This window comes from Bacillus sp. JK106 (genome assembly GCF_053663355.1).
Genome location: NZ_JBSJQC010000004.1, coordinates 180,359 through 196,986 on the forward strand (window position 1 = coordinate 180,359; position 16,628 = coordinate 196,986).

General features: G+C 49.0%; 17 protein-coding genes. 9 read left to right on the forward strand and 8 right to left on the reverse strand.

Annotation, left to right across the window (positions count from 1 at the left end):
• The first annotated feature begins 5 nt into the window (after positions 1 to 5).
• Positions 6 to 737, forward strand: a complete 732-nt coding sequence (srfAD, locus tag ACWJJS_RS16145; protein WP_003156383.1) for a surfactin biosynthesis thioesterase SrfAD — start codon at positions 6 to 8, stop codon at positions 735 to 737.
• Positions 738 to 858: 121 nt separating this feature from the next.
• Entirely contained in the window at positions 859 to 2,169 is a 1,311-nt protein-coding gene (locus tag ACWJJS_RS16150; protein ID WP_454023710.1) for an aminotransferase class I/II-fold pyridoxal phosphate-dependent enzyme, read from the forward strand.
• 35 nt (positions 2,170 to 2,204) lie between these two features.
• Here ACWJJS_RS16150 and ACWJJS_RS16155 read toward each other — a convergent pair whose 3' ends face one another.
• The 6 genes from ACWJJS_RS16155 to ACWJJS_RS16180 all read right to left on the reverse strand — a co-directional run bounded on the left by ACWJJS_RS16155 (position 2,205) and on the right by ACWJJS_RS16180 (position 6,952).
• The gene (locus ACWJJS_RS16155) at positions 2,205 to 2,879 is read right to left on the reverse strand and encodes a 4'-phosphopantetheinyl transferase family protein (protein ID WP_015388713.1); all 675 of its coding nucleotides are present in this window, start codon (positions 2,877 to 2,879) and stop codon (positions 2,205 to 2,207) included.
• Between the two features lie 98 nt (positions 2,880 to 2,977).
• A complete protein-coding gene (locus tag ACWJJS_RS16160; RefSeq protein ID WP_439931280.1) occupies positions 2,978 to 3,589 on the reverse strand; it encodes a YczE/YyaS/YitT family protein in 612 nt (203 codons plus the stop codon).
• Positions 3,590 to 3,706: 117 nt separating this feature from the next.
• Positions 3,707 to 4,450, reverse strand: a complete 744-nt coding sequence (tcyC, locus tag ACWJJS_RS16165; RefSeq protein ID WP_003156376.1) for a cystine ABC transporter ATP-binding protein TcyC — start codon at positions 4,448 to 4,450, stop codon at positions 3,707 to 3,709.
• A 12-nt stretch (positions 4,451 to 4,462) separates the two neighbouring features.
• Entirely contained in the window at positions 4,463 to 5,167 is a 705-nt protein-coding gene (locus ACWJJS_RS16170) for an amino acid ABC transporter permease (protein WP_003156375.1), read from the reverse strand.
• On the reverse strand, positions 5,154 to 5,951 hold the full coding sequence (gene tcyA / locus ACWJJS_RS16175; RefSeq protein ID WP_003156373.1) for a cystine ABC transporter substrate-binding lipoprotein TcyA: 798 nt from the start codon (positions 5,949 to 5,951) through the stop codon (positions 5,154 to 5,156). The genes ACWJJS_RS16170 and tcyA overlap by 14 nt, the downstream gene beginning before the upstream one ends.
• A 128-nt stretch (positions 5,952 to 6,079) precedes the next feature.
• The gene (locus ACWJJS_RS16180) at positions 6,080 to 6,952 is read right to left on the reverse strand and encodes a LysR family transcriptional regulator (protein WP_063174349.1); all 873 of its coding nucleotides are present in this window, start codon (positions 6,950 to 6,952) and stop codon (positions 6,080 to 6,082) included.
• Positions 6,953 to 7,037: 85 nt separating this feature from the next.
• Here ACWJJS_RS16180 and ACWJJS_RS16185 point away from each other — a divergent pair, with 85 nt between their 5' ends.
• The 4 genes from ACWJJS_RS16185 to ACWJJS_RS16200 are packed head-to-tail and all read left to right on the forward strand — an operon-like array spanning position 7,038 to position 9,788.
• On the forward strand, positions 7,038 to 7,658 hold the full coding sequence (locus tag ACWJJS_RS16185) for a non-oxidative hydroxyarylic acid decarboxylases subunit B (RefSeq protein ID WP_155724304.1): 621 nt from the start codon (positions 7,038 to 7,040) through the stop codon (positions 7,656 to 7,658).
• 2 nt (positions 7,659 to 7,660) lie between these two features.
• On the forward strand, positions 7,661 to 9,082 hold the full coding sequence (bsdC, locus tag ACWJJS_RS16190; protein WP_003156369.1) for a phenolic acid decarboxylase BsdC: 1,422 nt from the start codon (positions 7,661 to 7,663) through the stop codon (positions 9,080 to 9,082).
• A gap of 17 nt (positions 9,083 to 9,099) precedes the next feature.
• Complete coding sequence (locus ACWJJS_RS16195) at positions 9,100 to 9,327, forward strand: non-oxidative hydroxyarylic acid decarboxylases subunit D (protein ID WP_172614441.1); 228 nt, start codon at positions 9,100 to 9,102, stop codon at positions 9,325 to 9,327.
• Positions 9,327 to 9,788, forward strand: coding sequence for a hypothetical protein (locus tag ACWJJS_RS16200; RefSeq protein WP_103527158.1), 462 nt, complete (start codon positions 9,327 to 9,329; stop codon positions 9,786 to 9,788). Before ACWJJS_RS16195 ends, ACWJJS_RS16200 begins: the two co-directional genes overlap by 1 nt.
• A gap of 42 nt (positions 9,789 to 9,830) precedes the next feature.
• On the opposite strand, the gene ACWJJS_RS16205 is transcribed toward ACWJJS_RS16200, so the two are convergent.
• On the reverse strand, positions 9,831 to 11,309 hold the full coding sequence (locus tag ACWJJS_RS16205) for a peptide MFS transporter (protein ID WP_003156366.1): 1,479 nt from the start codon (positions 11,307 to 11,309) through the stop codon (positions 9,831 to 9,833).
• A 278-nt stretch (positions 11,310 to 11,587) separates the two neighbouring features.
• Here ACWJJS_RS16205 and ACWJJS_RS16210 point away from each other — a divergent pair, with 278 nt between their 5' ends.
• Positions 11,588 to 13,333, forward strand: coding sequence for a right-handed parallel beta-helix repeat-containing protein (locus tag ACWJJS_RS16210; RefSeq protein WP_173613179.1), 1,746 nt, complete (start codon positions 11,588 to 11,590; stop codon positions 13,331 to 13,333).
• 92 nt (positions 13,334 to 13,425) lie between these two features.
• Here ACWJJS_RS16210 and ACWJJS_RS16215 read toward each other — a convergent pair whose 3' ends face one another.
• Complete coding sequence (locus tag ACWJJS_RS16215) at positions 13,426 to 13,647, reverse strand: hypothetical protein (protein ID WP_025853771.1); 222 nt, start codon at positions 13,645 to 13,647, stop codon at positions 13,426 to 13,428.
• Between the two features lie 121 nt (positions 13,648 to 13,768).
• Here ACWJJS_RS16215 and gerKA point away from each other — a divergent pair, with 121 nt between their 5' ends.
• Both gerKA and ACWJJS_RS16225 read left to right on the forward strand, forming a co-directional pair.
• Positions 13,769 to 15,409, forward strand: a complete 1,641-nt coding sequence (gene gerKA, locus ACWJJS_RS16220; protein WP_109955161.1) for a spore germination protein GerKA — start codon at positions 13,769 to 13,771, stop codon at positions 15,407 to 15,409.
• Positions 15,396 to 16,622 (forward strand): Ger(x)C family spore germination protein, encoded by a 1,227-nt coding sequence (locus ACWJJS_RS16225; RefSeq protein ID WP_327968808.1) that lies wholly within the window; start codon positions 15,396 to 15,398, stop codon positions 16,620 to 16,622. The genes gerKA and ACWJJS_RS16225 overlap by 14 nt, the downstream gene beginning before the upstream one ends.
• Positions 16,623 to 16,628 lie beyond the last annotated feature (6 nt).

Consider the following 16,628-nt stretch of genomic DNA (forward strand, 5'->3'; position numbering starts at 1 on the left):
CGCTAATGGTCCAGCTCTTTAAATCGTTCGATACCACAGAAAAAACGCAGCTCATCTGTTTTCCGTTCGCAGGAGGCTATTCCGCATCATTCCGCCCGCTCCACACCTATCTTCAAGGTGAGTGTGAGATGCTCGCCGCGGAACCGCCGGGACACGGAACAAATCAAATGTCCGCCGTTGAAGATTTTGAACAGCTTGTCAGCTTGTACAAGCAGGAGTTGAATCTCCATCCTGACCGCCCGTTTGTCCTGTTCGGCCACAGTATGGGAGGCATGGTCGCTTTCAGGCTGGCTCAAAAGCTGGAGCGGGAGGGGATTTACCCGCAGGCCGTGATCATCTCAGCCATTCAGCCGCCGCATATTGAAAGGAAAAAAGTGTCTCATCTTGATGATGAAAAATTTCTCGCCCATATTATCGAGCTGGGCGGAATGCCGCAGGAGTTAGTGGAGAATAAGGAGGTCATGTCATTTTTCCTGCCTTCTTTCAGATCCGACTACCGCGCGCTTGAAAGCTTCCGTCCGTCTGATTCTCACATGATTCAATCACCCGTCCATATTTTTAACGGGCGGAAAGATAAAAAATGTATCAAAGATGCGGACGGATGGAAAAAATGGGCCGACAATCCCGTATTTCATGAGTTTTCGGACGGCCACATGTTCATATTAAGTGAAACTGAAAAAGTGGCGGAACGAATATATGAGATTATTAACAGGAGCACTGCAGGCCAATTGTTATAGGAGATGACAGACAGCATTCGCTGTCTGTTTTTTGTAACAAAATCTGCCCGTGAGTTTTCTCATTTATCAAAAATTTTATGTTATGATTTGATGGAATATAATTTTGAAGGGATTGTCGTACATGAATGATGCAGCAAAAGAGCTGAACAGAACATTATCTGAAGAAAACCCGCACGTGCTTCATATGCTTTCTGATTTGGGCAGAGAGTTGTTTTATCCGAAAGGGGTGCTGACACAATCGGCGGAAGCGAAAGCCAAGGCCGGAAAGTATAATGCCACGATCGGGATTGCCACCTCACAAGGCGAGTCTATGCACTTTTCCCATATTCAAGAGACACTGTCCGCCTATAACCCCGATGATATCTACGATTATGCTCCGCCGCAGGGAAAAGAGCCGCTCAGACAGGAATGGCTGAAAAAAATGCGTCTCGAAAATCCTTCATTAGCCGGCAAAGACATCAGCACGCCGATCGTGACAAACGCTTTAACACACGGGCTGAGCATTGCCGCCGACTTGTTCGTCAATGAAGGGGATGCGCTGCTTCTGCCTGATAAATATTGGGGAAATTACAATTTCATTTTCGGTGTCCGGCGCAAGGCATCCATTGAGACGTACCCGCTTTTTCATCAGGATGGGCGTTTTAATGCGGCGGGGCTGTCCGAGCTGCTGAAAAAGCAGGAAGAAAAGGCGATTGTCGTGCTGAATTTCCCGAATAATCCGACAGGCTATACGCCGGGAGAAGAGGAAGCGGCAGAAATCGTCAGCGTGATCCTGGAGGCGGCGGAGGCCGGCAAAGAGATTGTCGTGCTCGTAGATGATGCGTATTACAATCTGTTTTACGATGAAACAGCCATTCAGGAATCCATCTTCAGCAAACTCGCCCAAGTGCACGACCGGGTGCTTTGCGTGAAAATAGACGGCGCGACGAAGGAAAATTACGCGTGGGGCTTCCGCGTCGGTTTTATTACGTACAGCACAAAAAGCGAAAAAGCGTTGCGCGTGCTCGAGGAAAAAACAAAAGGGATTATCAGGGGAACGATTTCAAGCGCCCCGCATCCGTCCCAAACGTTTATGCTGCGGGCGATGCAGTCACCGGAATACGAGAAAGAAAAATCGCTGAAATATAACATTATGAAAAAACGGGCTGACAAAGTGAAAGCCGTTCTTGCAGAAAACAAGCACTATGAAGACGTATGGACGCCTTATCCGTTTAACTCGGGTTATTTCATGTGTGTCCGGCTGAAAGACATAAACGCCGGCGAATTGAGAGTGTCGTTGCTTGAAAAGAGAGGAATCGGGACGATATCCATTAATGAAACCGATTTGCGAATCGCATTTTCATGTGTTGAAGAAGAACACATCGCGGATCTGTTCGAAGAAATTTATCAAGAAGCAAAGCAGCTGCAGAAACAGGCGGAAATATCAGGCTGACAAAAAAGGAGGGGGACACCCTCCTTTTTCTATGCTTACAGCAGCTCTTCATACGTTTTCATCTCAATCCCGTCACAAAAATCGGGATGCGCCGCACAAACGGCCAGCTTATATTCCTCGTCCGCATCATATGTGCGGATGAAACAAGGTTCATGTCCGTCCGGGAGCTCAATGGACACATGGCCGTCGTCTTTGAGACGGACGCTGAATGAATCAAGCGGCAGGGAAAGCCCTTTTCCGGCCTGCTTGATAAAGCTTTCTTTCATCGACCACAGGTGGTAAAAATAATCGGTCTGCTGATCGGGGTGTTTCGCTTGCAGATCACTGTATTCCGTCGGCGAAAAAAAACGTTTGGCGATATCAATCGTGCCGGGCTTCATTTTTTCAATATCAATGCCGATCGGTTTTGAATCAACGGCACACACGATCCAGCGCCCGGAGTGGGAAATATTAAAGTGCATGTCCGGAAGCGCGGGGATGTACGGCTTTCCGTATTCCTGGACGCTGAATGAAATCGCGGCCGGATCAAGTCCGTAAGCCTTCGCCGCAGCGGTGCGGATCAGCATGTCGCCGATCAAGGTGCGGTGAGCATCCTCCTTATGGTAAAAGCGCCGGCATTTTTCCCGCTTTTCGGCGGACACGGCTGCCATCATCCGATCCTCTTCCCCTGCAGAAAGCGGGCGGTCCATATATACTCCGTAAATCTTCATGTCCAGATCCTCCGTCTGAAAATATTGTCAAAACCATCCTATCATATCAAACGAAAGCTGTCCGAAAATAAAAAAACAAAACCGTTTCGGCTTTGTTTTTAATGCACGGACGTTGCCCGCCCGGAGATCGCGTATGTTAACAGTTTAGAGGACTGCGGCAAAGAAAAACGCAGAATCAGCCCCGTCAAAACAGCCGTAATAATGGTTCCGGCGCCGATCGGTCCGCCCATCACCCAGGCTGCGGCAAGAATCGTCAGCTCAATGCCGTTCCGCACCCATTGCACGTTCCAGCCCGTTTTTTCAGATATCAGCATCATCAGAGAGTCCCGGGGGCCCGCGCCGAGCCCAGCCGATACGTAAATACCGACGCCGCAGCCGATCAGCAGCAATCCGATAGAAAAAAACACGGCCGCTAAGGAAAAAGCGTGCACCTCAGGAAGCAGAAACGAGAAGAAATCAATAAACATTCCCATCAGCACCATGTTTAAGATAGCGCCGATTTTCGGGAGCGTCCTCGTGAACAGGCAGGTTAAAGCCACGATGACCGCGCCGACCAAGATGGACCATTGGCCGACAGATAGCCCGAAATGCTGAAAAAGCCCATAATGAAAGGCATCCCAAGGGCTGATGCCGAGAGCTTTTCCTTTAATGGTTAACGATACCCCGAAAGACAAAATCAACAGACCGGCAAAATAAAACGTCCAGCGCATCAAGAATTCCCGCTTCAAAGAGGTCCCTTCTTTCATAAAATTTCATTAATTGTCATTGTAGCATAACCGCCAAAAAAAAGAAGAAGCGAAATCAGTGTTTCGCTTCTTCTCCGGCTCCTACAAAGGATTCAGTATACGGTTTAAAAACCGCTGCGTGCGTTCTTCTTTCGGCGCGGAAAAAATCTGGGCCGGCGGTCCTTGTTCCACAATGACGCCGCCGTCAATGAAGATGACTTCATCAGCCACTTCCTGCGCGAATTTGATTTCATGGGTGACGACGACCATCGTCCAGCCTTCGTTCGCCAAATCCTTAATCACTTTGAGCACCTCGCCGACCAGCTCCGGATCAAGTGCTGACGTCGGTTCGTCAAACAGCATCAGCTCGGGCTGAATCGCAAGCGCGCGGGCGATGCCGACCCGCTGCTGCTGACCGCCGGAAAGCTGGAACGGATATAAATCCATTTTGTCTTTCAGTCCGACTTTTTCCAGAAGCTCTATCGCTTCTTTTCTGACTTGCTCCTTGTCGCGCTTTTGCACTTGAACGGGTCCTTCCATGACGTTTTCAAGCGCCGTGCGGTGAGGAAACAGATGATACGCCTGGAAGACCATGCCTGATTTGCGGCGGAGGCGGAGAATATCAGCCTGCTTCACTTTTTTAGAGAAATCTATTGAAAAATCGGAGAATGCCAGCTCGCCGCGATTGGGAATCTCAAGCGCGTTCAGACAGCGCAGAAGCGTCGTTTTTCCTGAACCGGACGGCCCCAGAATGGCGATGACTTTCCCTTTTTCTATCTCCATATCTATCTTTTTTAAAATTTCATTCTGTCCGAATGATTTATTTAATCCTTTGACGGAAAGCATATCGAAACCTCCTTATTTGGCCACGTAACGGTCGAGACGCCGTTCGATCACGTGCTGTACGATTGACAGCAAGAAGCAGATGATCCAATAAATAAAGGCGGCTTCAATATAGATGACCAAGATTTGATCAAGGTTTTGCGCGCCGATTTCCTGCGCTTTTCTGAACAGCTCCGCGACGAGAATCTGTGACGCGAGAGATGTATCCTTGATCAGGCTGATAAATGTATTTGATAATGGCGGAATGGACACGCGAAACGCCTGCGGCAGGATCACGCGGAACAATGTCTTGCGATAGGTCATGCCGATCGTATAACCGGCTTCCCATTGCCCTTTCGGCACGGATGAAATAGATGCCCGGATGATTTCAGAAGCATAGGCGCCCACGTTTAATGAAAACGCGATGACTGCGCTTGGGAAAGGGTCCAGCGTAATATTAAATGTCGGGAACAGATAAAAAATGATGAACAATTGAACGAGAAGAGGAGTGCCGCGCACCGCTGATACGTATACGCTGAACACCCATCTCAATGGTTTCATATTTGACATTCTGGCGAGCGCCGTAATCAGCGCGATGATCATTCCGAAAATAAAGGAAAGAATGGTAAGGGGAATCGAATAATAGATTCCCCCGGAAAGAATCGGCCAGAATGACTGCTGCACCAAATCCCACGGAATGGCTGTTGCAATCACGGGTTCCGGCATGTTACTTAGAAACATCTTCGCCGAACCATTTTTTCGCTATTTTAGAAAGAGTCCCGTCCTCTTTCATTTCTTTTAACGCTTTGTTGACGTGAGTCACAAGTTCGCCGCTTCCTTTTCGGAATGCGAAATATGTCTGCTGCGGCTGGCCTGCTTCAAACGCGATTTTCACGTTTTTATTGCCGGACGTTTTTAAGTAGTTCAGTACGGCAAGCTTATCGTTATAAGTCAGATCAGCGCGGCCCTGCTGAATGAGCTGAAGGGATTGCGCCATGCCTTCGACGCCTTCAATTTTCGCGCCGGCTTCTTTCGCTAATTTATTGTAATTGCTTGTTAATGACTGAGCCGCTGTTTTTCCTTTGACATCAGCCTCTTTCGCAATCGTGCTGTCTTTTTTCGTCACGACGACTGCATTTGACGTTGTGTATTTATCAGAAAAATCATATTGGTTCTCACGGCCTGTTTTGCCGACTTGGTTGGCGACGACGTCAAACCGTTTCGCGTTTAAACCGGCAAACATGCTGTCCCATTGTGTTTCTTTAAAGTCAGCTTTCAGACCGAGGCGTTTCGCGACTTCTTGAATCACTTCAACATCATATCCGGTCAGTTTGTCAGTCTTTTTATCATGGAAGGTAAACGGTTCGTACGTTCCTTCTGTACCGACGGTCAGTACGCCTTTTTTCTTGACAGAAGCCCAAAGATCGCCGTCTTTTGACTTAGATCCGCTGTCCTGTGAGTTTCCGCAGGCTGCAAGCATTGCGATGCTGACCATCATGAACAAAGCGAATAATGCTTTTTTCATCTTCTTTATTCCCCACTTTTCTGAGTAGTTTTATTGAGAAAAAATAGCTCCCAATTGTAAAGGATAACTTTTTTTTAGTATGAGTCAAGTAATTGGTTTTCATAAGCGGGAATTCATCGTGTTCCGGATCAAAATAATTCCAAAAACTGTCTGACAGGCTTCGGCAGGTAGCTGTCTTTTCTCCAGATGACGGCCGGTGTCATGACAAACGGGTTGTCTTCGATGATAACCGTTTTGACATGCGAGCGCATATGGACGGGAATCATCGTCAAAGGCAGAATCGTGGCACCGAATCCTGATGATACGAGGCTCAAGAGCGTCGCGGAGTCATGGCATTCACAAACAACCTGGAGATCGAGACTGTACTGTTCACAAACATGGAGGACTTGGTCATACACACCTCTTCCATTGACGGTGCGCAAAAGGATCAGAGGCAAAGAGGCGATGTCACTCAGTTTAATCGTTTCTCCGCACAGTCGTTTTGAATGCTCGGACAGCACCAATACACACGGAATGTCTTCAAGCTCCTTCGATTCAATGCCGTCGTTTTTAATCAGGGTGGTGGTGACGGCGGCGTCAATCTGCCGGGTTTCCAGAAGCTCGAGCAGTGAGACGGGCTCATCTTCCCAAATGTTAAAGGTGAGATGCGGAAACCGCTCTTTCATCTGTGACACTTTCTCAAGCATGAGCGCTGCGCAGTAAATGGTTGACCCGACGGCAAGTGTCCCGGCCACCTCCTCCTTCAGCTCTTGTACCTCGATTATAGCGTCCTCAAACTTATGAAGAATCTCTTTCGCTCTTTTCAAAAAGACATTTCCTTCATATGTGAGGGTCATTTGTTTCTTTTTATTGCGGTCAAACAGAATGACGCCCAATTCTTCTTCGAGCTGTTTCAGCTGTCTGCTTAAAGGCGGCTGTGCCATATGAAGCTTTTTGGCGGCCGTCGTGATTTTCTGCTCTTGGGCAATGGTGATGAAATAACGCAATTGCCGGATATCCATGAGAACGCGCTCCTTTCTATTATACCTTTAAGGTATGATACATAGATTTAACGAATATTTTTCATATGGATATATCAGGAGTATGATGGATTTGACACCACATTTCAACCGTAAAGGAGGGGTCAATATGAAGCTCGTCATCGGAATGACCGGGGCAACGGGGGCCATATTCGGGATCAGGCTTTTAGAATATTTAAAAGCCGCGGAGATCGAAACCCATCTTGTCGTTTCTCCCTGGGCAAATGTCACCATTACACATGAAACCGATTATACGTTAAAAGATGTCGAGAAACTCGCATCCTATACGTATTCTCACAAAGACCAGGCAGCGGCGATTTCAAGCGGCTCGTTTGAAACGGACGGGATGATCATCGCTCCGTGCAGCATGAAATCACTGGCAAGCATCCGCACCGGAATGGCTGACAATCTGCTGACAAGGGCGGCTGACGTCATCCTGAAGGAGCGGAAAAAACTTGTGCTGCTGACAAGAGAAACGCCGCTCAGCCAAATTCATTTAGAAAATATGCTAGCGCTTACAAAAATGGGTTCCGTCATTCTTCCGCCGATGCCGGCATTCTATAACAAGCCGGCTGACATGGATGAATTGATAGACCATATTGTGTTCCGGACGCTTGATCAGTTCGGCATCCGTCTGCCGGAAGCGAAACGGTGGTACGGAATTGAAAAACAAAAAGGAGGAATCTGATAATGGCCTATCAGGATTTTAGGGAATTTCTCGCAGCTCTTGAAAAAGAAGGGCAGCTCTTAACCGTCAACGAAGAGGTAAAACCGGAGCCGGACCTGGGCGCCGCCGCGCGTGCAGCCAGCAATCTCGGGGATAAAACCCCTGCGCTTTTGTTTAACAATATTTACGGACATCACGATGCGCAGGTGGCTCTGAATGTCATCGGCTCGTGGCCGAATCACGCGATGATGCTCGGCATGCCGAAAGATACGCCTGTAAAAGAACAATTCTTTGAGTTTGCCAAACGGTACGATGCATTTCCGGTGCCGGTCAAACGGGAAGAAACCGCGCCGTTTCATGAAAATGAAATAACGGAAGATATCAATCTTTTTGACATCCTTCCGCTATTCAGAATCAACCAGGGGGACGGCGGCTACTATTTGGATAAAGCGTGCGTCATTTCCCGCGATCTTGAAGATCCGGACAATTTCGGCAAGCAGAATGTCGGCATTTACAGAATGCAGGTAAAGGGAAAAGACCGCCTCGGCATTCAGCCCGTGCCTCAGCATGATATTGCGATTCATCTTCGCCAAGCTGAAGAACGCGGCGTGAATCTTCCCGTTACGATCGCGCTCGGCTGTGAGCCGGTGATTACGACGGCTGCATCAACTCCGCTGTTATACGATCAATCCGAGTATGAAATGGCCGGCGCGATTCAAGGGGAGCCCTACAGAATCGTTAAATCTAAATTGTCTGATTTAGACATCCCTTGGGGCGCTGAAGTCGTTCTGGAAGGAGAGATCCTTGCGGGAGAACGGGAATACGAAGGACCTTTCGGTGAGTTCACGGGCCATTATTCAGGCGGCCGCAGCATGCCGGTCATCAAAATCAAACGGGTATATCATAGAAACAATCCGATTTTTGAACATTTATACTTAGGCATGCCGTGGACGGAGTGCGACTATATGATCGGCATTAATACGTGCGTGCCGCTTTACCAGCAGCTGAAGGAAGCCTATCCGAACGAAATCGTCGCCGTGAATGCGATGTATACGCACGGGCTGATCGCCATTATTTCCACGAAAACGCGCTACGGCGGATTTGCCAAGGCGGTCGGCATGCGCGCCCTGACGACGCCGCACGGACTCGGCTACTGCAAAATGGTCATTGTCGTGGATGAGGATGTCGATCCGTTTAACCTGCCGCAAGTCATGTGGGCGCTCTCAACGAAAATGCATCCGAAACACGATGCAGTCATCATTCCTGATCTGTCCGTCCTTCCGCTTGACCCGGGGTCTGATCCGGCAGGGATGACACACAAAATGATTCTTGACGCCACGACGCCTGTCGCGCCGGAAACAAGAGGCCATTATTCGCAGCCGCTTGATTCCCCGCTGACAACGAAAGAGTGGGAACAAAAACTGATGGACTTAATGAATCAATAAGAAAGGATGAGGTTGCAATGAAAACATGCCCGCGCTGTGAATCGCAAAAAGGAGAAACCGTCAGCCAATCGCCGGTCAAAGGCGCTTGGGAAATATACCAATGCCAAACCTGCTTTTTCACATGGAGATCCTGTGAACCGGAAAGCATCACGAATCCGGCGACATTCAACCCGGCATTTAAAATCGATCCGAAAGAAACGGAGACGGCCACACATGTTCCCGCTGTCCCGGAAAGAAAAGCGTAATGCTGACGGAGCACTTGCCGGAGGCGCTTTACACGCTTTTAGACGGAACGGAGCTTGAAAAAAAGCAGCACGACGCCTTTGTGCTCCAATCCGTGACAAAAGAAGGCCGTCCGCACGCGGCCATGATCAGCGCCGGTGAAATCGCGGCCGTGAGCAGAACAAATCTCCGGCTCGCCTTATGGAAAAACACGACGACCGTAAAAAGCTTGCTGCATTCGGGACAAGCTCTTTTCATCGCCTGGCACGGTGGAGCCGCATATTACGTCACATTGGAATGTAAGGCGCTTCCGCCGCTGAAAGAGGCGAAACACGAGCGGGAACGGTTCAGCTGCCGCGTGATCACCGTCAAGGAAGATCGGGCGAAATACGCGGATCTGACATCCGGACCGGCCATCCAGCTCCACGAACCGGAAGATGTCCTGAAGAGATGGAGAGAAACACTTGAGGAGTTAAAACAATAGACGCACAAAAAAAGCCTGCGGACGATTCCGCAGGCTTTTCTTTTATTGTACGCCTTTCATCGCCCGTTTAATGACGGGAGACAGAAGAATTAAAATAATACCGAGAATGATCGAAACAAGACCGATTGAGCCGAAGTAGGCCGCTTCAGAAATCTTATCAAACAAACCGACTACTTTTGCGTTCAGGGCTTGACCGCAGGCGTTTGTTAAAAACCACATACTCATCGTCTGCGCTGAGAAAGCTGCAGGCGCAAGTTTCGTTGTGACGGATAAACCGACCGGTGAAAGGCAAAGCTCACCAAGCACAACCAAAAGGAAGCTGAGCACAAGCCAAAGCGGGCTCACAAGCTCGCCGCTTCCGCCCATAACCGGAAGCACCATGACTAAAAATGATAATCCGGCAAGGATAATGCCGATCGCGAATTTAATCGGTGTTGAAGGCTGGCGTTTGCCGAGCTTCATCCAGATCCATGCGAACACCGGCGCGAAAATAACGATGAATAACGGGTTCAGAGACTGGAACCATGAAGACTCAAGATGCATGCCCGCAAAGGAAAGTCTCGTGCGCTGATCCGCATATAAAGCAAGAATCGTCGCGCCCTGCTCCTGAATCGCCCAGAACATTGCCGCTGCAATAAACAGCGGAACATAAGCCGCAAGCCGTGATTTTTCCGTTTTCGTCGCTTTTTTGCTTGTGAACATCACGATAAAGTAAATAACCGGAATGACAATGCCGAGGATACTGACGGTGTCAATCACACGCTGGATCGTCAGCCAGCCGGTTTGAATCAGAACGATAATAACGGCTGCTGCGATGACCACTCCGATTCCCGTGCCGATCACTGATGATTTAGAAATCGGATTCGGTACATTGGAGCCTGCTTTGCCGAGGTATTTCTTTCTCGTAAGAGCGAAAACAATCAGTCCGAGGAACATACCGGCCGCGGCGCATCCGAAGCCTAAGTGGTAGTTGTACTTCTGTCCGAGTGTTCCGACAATTAGCGGCGCAAGCAATCCGCCGAGGTTGATCCCCATGTAAAAGATGCTGAAACCTGAGTCGCGGCGCTCGTCTTCCTTCGTATATAAATCTCCGACAACGCTGGATACGTTTGGTTTAAGCAGGCCGGTTCCGATAATGATCAGAGCCATGCTGGTAAAAAACGCCGCCGTGCTGCCGGGGAAGGCAAGAGCGATGTGCCCGAACATAATTAAAATTCCGCCGTAAAATACGGTGTTTGCCGTGCCGAATACCCGGTCGGCCAGCCATCCGCCGATGACGCTCGACATGTATACGAGAGACCCGTATATGGACATGATGGCAACTGCGGTCGTTTTATCAAAGCCGAGACCGCCATGAGCGACTTCCGTGTATAAATAGTAAAGCAATATGGCTCTCATACCATAGTAGGAGAAACGCTCCCAAAATTCGGTGAAAAACAGTGTGAACAAGCCGCGGGGATGACCGAAAAAGCCTCGTTGCGGCACAGTTTCTGTTATAGATTCCTTATCAATAGATGCCACCTGAGCCAACCCTTTCTTAAAAAAGTGTATTACAAAAATCATATTCTTATATAATACTTGTGTCAATATAATTTATACTGAATTCAAAAAATTCCAGAATGAAAAGATATTAAAACGTTTAATATAGACGAATTTTCCTGATTCCAATGACTTATTTTGTTATATTATCTGACTAAACTATCTTTATAAACTTTTTTAATAAAATTTAAAGTATGTACAGGCGGAGCGGGATATGGCGGAATAAGATGACAATAAGAGAGGAAGGAGGAGATTATCACTTGCCGAATCGTATATTGGATATTACGGATTGCGGTGTGGCGGCGGACGGAAAAACCGATGTGACGGGCGCCATCAACCAATGCTTGGCCAGGGCCGTCAGCGAAGGCTGTCATACGGTGTTTTTTCCGCCCGGAACGTATAAAATCAACGGCACGCTTGGCGGGGACAGAAGCCAGCCGTTTCGGAACGCCGGGATTAACGTGCCGAGCCATCTCACCATCGTTTTAGATCCGGAATGCACGATTAAAGTGGCGCCGAACAGCTCCTGGGGCTACTCGGCTTTCTATATAGGCAGGCGTGAAAATGTCACCATCACCGGCGGCCGGATCATCGGGGAACGGGATGAACACACGTATACCAATGTCCCTTTGCGGTCGACCCATGAATGGGGGTTTGGAATCTGTATTGAAGGCAGCAGCAATGTGCTGATCGAAAATGTGAAGATTTCGGATTTTACGGGAGACGGCATAATTGTCAGCCCGCTCGGGTTAAAAACAAACAGTGATTACGAAACTTCAGAACAGGTGACCATCCGCCGCTGTGAGATCAGGCAGTCAAGGCGGAACAACATTTCAATCACCGGCTGCAATACCGTTACGGTGGAAGAATGCGTGATTGAAGACGCCGGGCAAGGGAACGGAACGGCTCCGAAGTTCGGAATCGATATTGAATCGTACGGAGAAGGCGATATTGATTATGAAGAAGCTCTTCATATTACGGTCCGCAACAACTTCTTTTCCGGAAACGCTGCAAGCTCAGTCACCAATTTTAACGGATATAATGTGTTAATTGAAGGAAATCATTCCGATAACACAATCAGCTACGGGTACGGGGCACATACCGTCATTTCGGGGAATGTCTTCTTTCGGTCAGACGGCGGCTCAAGGACCGCAGTCGCCGGACAAGGTGTGTCACAAGGACAGGACAGCAGCAATGCCGTCATTTCCAACAATCTGATTACCGGGTTTTCCACCGGAATAGATGTAAGGGGAAAAAGCGTCCTCGTCACCCACAACAAAATCAATCAATTTGAAAATACGGGCATTTCCGTCTATCAGGCAGAAGATGTGACCGTTGACGGCAATGTCATTGAAAACGGACGTTCCGAAACGAGACGAAGCACGGGGATGCGGGCGACGCTGTCGGAAAACGCCGTCTTTACGAATAACACTCTGAATCAGGTGACAGACGGAATCACCATGTCGGCCGGCAGTATCATTGTAAAACAAAATGTGCTGAAATCGTTCAGCCGGGGCATATGGGTCACAGGCGGAAATGCCGTTATTGAAGGAAATACGCTCCTCCCGAATGCGTATCAGGGCGCCGCGGAGTCCTATGCCGTATCTGTGACAAATGACGCCGGGGCTGTCATCAAAGGCAATCTCTTTAAGAACTATAAAAACTATCCCGTATTCAGTTCAACATCCTCGGGAACCTCTGTCATCAGCAACCGCTTTGAATCATCACCGCTTATCGTTACCGTGTATCTGAACTCAGGCACGCATGAAGTCATAGACAATACGCTCACGATCAACCGAACAGCGGGCAGCCCGATCGGCATCTATCTGAACGGAGCCTCCAATTCCCTCGTTTCGGGCAATACCATCAACAACCTTTCCGCCGCTTCTGCTTCCGCCATCCAAACCAGCTCCTCCGCAAGTACTAAAATCATCGGCAACCGCATTATCAAAGGCGTCATTGTGAAAAACGCGACAGATACGGAAAGCGGAAATATCGTCATCTGAGAACAATCTGCGCCGGAAAAGTAAAAAGAACACATGAACTCCAAGAGAAGGAGGGATGTGTTCTTTTTTGACACAATACAGCCGTGCGCCTGTCAGGCATCTTTTTTACCTGATTTATATAAAGCGATCATTTCTCTGATTAAAAAGAGGGCGAATAAAAACAGCATCAGCCATTCTGAGAAGGTGGTCAATTTAAAAGCGGACAGGTTGTTTTGGACCGCTCCATAGAAACTGAAACCTTGCAGCATATCCATCGTTACTGAAATGATCAGACAGGCAGTCAGCAAAAATAATGAAACCCCCAATATTTTCATGCACATCACTCTCCCTTTTTATTCTTTTCGATTACGCAGAACTTATACAGACTTTCCGCCGTGCATAATCTTTTGCCGTACAGGAAGAATATGAAAAAAACGAGGAAAGGTTTTTTGCGATATGCCGCCATTTTTTAAGCAGAGGAAACAAAAAAAAGCCGATCAAAACGACCGTGACAATGAAGGCAGAAAAGAAGCGGACAGCCAGCCGGACAAAGAGCGGGATGAGCCGATCTCCCTCAGCTTAAAGCAAAATATGAAGAAGCTGTCTGAGAGGTTCGGCAACAGTGCCGATGTCGTCATCCGCCGGCTGAAAATCGGAAAAGAAGAGCTTCCGGCCGCAATTGTGTATATCGCCGGTTTGGTAGACGAACAGCTTGTCAGTCAATCCCTTCTGGAGGATTTAATTGACATCCCGTCCGTTCAGCCGGAACAAGCGGTCTGCCTGATATACGATAAAACGCTTGCGATCGGCGGGGTGAAAGAGGAAGAAAAATGGAAAAGCCTTTATGCCGGGCTGGTGGCGGGGAGCACGCTCATTTTTGTCGACGGGGCTGACAAGGCGCTGATCGCCAGCACGGAAGGGGGCGAGCACCGGTCCATTCAAGAGCCGAGCACTCAGGTCTCTTTCCGCGGCCCGCGGCAGGGATTCACTGAATCTCTGCAAACCAATATTTCCATGATCCGCAGGTATGTAAAAACGCCTGATGTATGGGTTGAAAAAATGGAGATCGGACACGAAACGAATACGGATGTCGCGCTGATGTATATTAACGGAATTTGCGATAAAAAGCTGATTAAGGAAGTCCGCAAGCGGCTGAAGCACATTGACATCGACAGCATTCTGGAATCCGGCTACATTGAACAGCTCATTGAAGACGCGCCGTTTTCTGTGTTCCCCACCGTATATCATACGGAGCGGCCGGACGTCGTGGCGGGGAATCTGCTGGAAGGACGATTTGCGATTATCGTGGACGGAACGCCGTTCGTTCTCATCGCGCCGGCCTTATTTATTCAATTTTTTCAATCCGTTGAGGATTATTATTCACGATTTGATATCGCCACAAGCATCAGGGTGCTGCGGGTTTTGATTTTCTTCATTTCACTGGTGGCGCCGGGGATTTATGTGGCGGCGACGACCTTTCACCAGGAAATGATTCCGACGCAGCTGCTGATTGTCATCGCGGCTCAGCGGGAGACGGTGCCGTTCCCGGCCGTGATTGAAGCGCTGACGATGGAAGTGGCCTTTGAGATTCTCAGGGAGGCGGGTGTCCGGCTTCCGAGAGTTGTCGGCTCCGCCGTTTCCATAGTCGGAGCGCTTGTCATCGGCCAGGCCGCCGTACAGGCCGGCATCGTCTCCCCGGCCATGGTTATCGTCGTCGCGCTGACGGCGATTGCCAGCTTTGCGACCCCGGCTTTTGACATGGCGATATCCGCGCGGCTGATCCGGTTTCTCTTTATTCTGTCAGCGGCGGTCATGGGATTTTACGGGCTGATTCTGGGCATTATCATGATGTTCGTCCATCTGTGCGGCCTGCGTTCATTCGGTCTTCCGTATATGTCCCCGCTCGCTCCTTTGACCCCGGGCGGGCTGAAGGATTCCATCCTCCGCGCTCCGTTATGGGCGGATGAAAAAAGGCCGGAACTGCTCGTGCAGGAAAACAACAGGCGCGAAGGGGAACATCAAAGACCGAAACCGGAGACATCCAGAGGAATGGTTAATAAAGATGTAGAAGAGGGCGACGGTAATGAAAAGACGTAAATGGATACTTATCCTTTGTACGATGGTTTCCCTTATGTTTGTATCCGGATGCTGGGATAAAAGGGAGCTGACTGATTTGGCTGTGATCTCCGCCATCGGTATTGACCGGACCGAAACGGGAAAATACGTCCTTCACTTGCAAATTATCAATCCGGGAAACGTGGCCGGCGGTCTGCAGGGCGGCGGAGCGGGAGACCGGCCTCCGGTTTCCGTCTATTCGGTGTCCGGAGACAATATGACGGAAGCTTTGAGAAAAGGCTCGATGAAAGTGTCCAGAAGGCTCTATTTTGCACATACGAATCTCGTGGTGTTCAGTGAAAAACTGGCGAAAGAGGAAGGGCTCGGTTTTATTCTGGACAATCTTGACCGCGACACCGAATTCAGGACGACCGCAACCGCGGTTATCGCGCATAATTGCAAGGCTGAAGACATTATTAAAGTGCTGACGCCGATTGATAAGATCCCTTCCAATAAAGTGAACAAGACGCTCAGCTTCACGCAGGAACAATACGGCAGAGTCATTAAAACCAGCCTTCAGGACGTTCTGATTGATCTCGCTTCTCCGACCGGGTCGCCGTTTATACCGGGTTATGAAATGCACGGAGACGAAAAAGCCGGCCCTACAATGGAAAATACGCAGACGACTGAACCGAAAGCAGTGCTGTCAGCGGACGGACTGGCGGTGTTCAAAAAGGATGGGAGGCTGGATTACTGGATTGAGGATGACGACAGTGTGGGGGCTGTATGGCTGCTCAATAGGATCAAGCATACGTTCATCAATGCGGATTGGAAGAATGTGAAGCATGCAATCAGTCTGCAGGTCACCCGCCAGAATACAAAGGTGACGGCCACTTTTCCGAACGGAAAACCGCATATTCACGTGCATGCTCAGGTCGAGGGGCTGGTGGACGCTGTCAGATACCCTTTCCATCTGTCTGATCCGCAAGTGCTGATGACGATGCAAAAGGCGCTCAGCGTGCAGCTTGACAAAGATATCACCAAATCAATTGAAGATATAAAAGCCCGTAAGAATGACTTCGTCGGCTTCGGAGACCTGATCTATCGGAAGCATCCGGACAAATGGAAAAAGTTCAAAGGGAAGTGGGAGGAAGAATATTTCCCCAATCTCCCCGTAGATGTCAAAACGGAAGTCATTATCAGAAGAACGGGCTTGCGGAATAATCCTCTCTCAGACAAGCTTGAGCATGATTGATTTGAG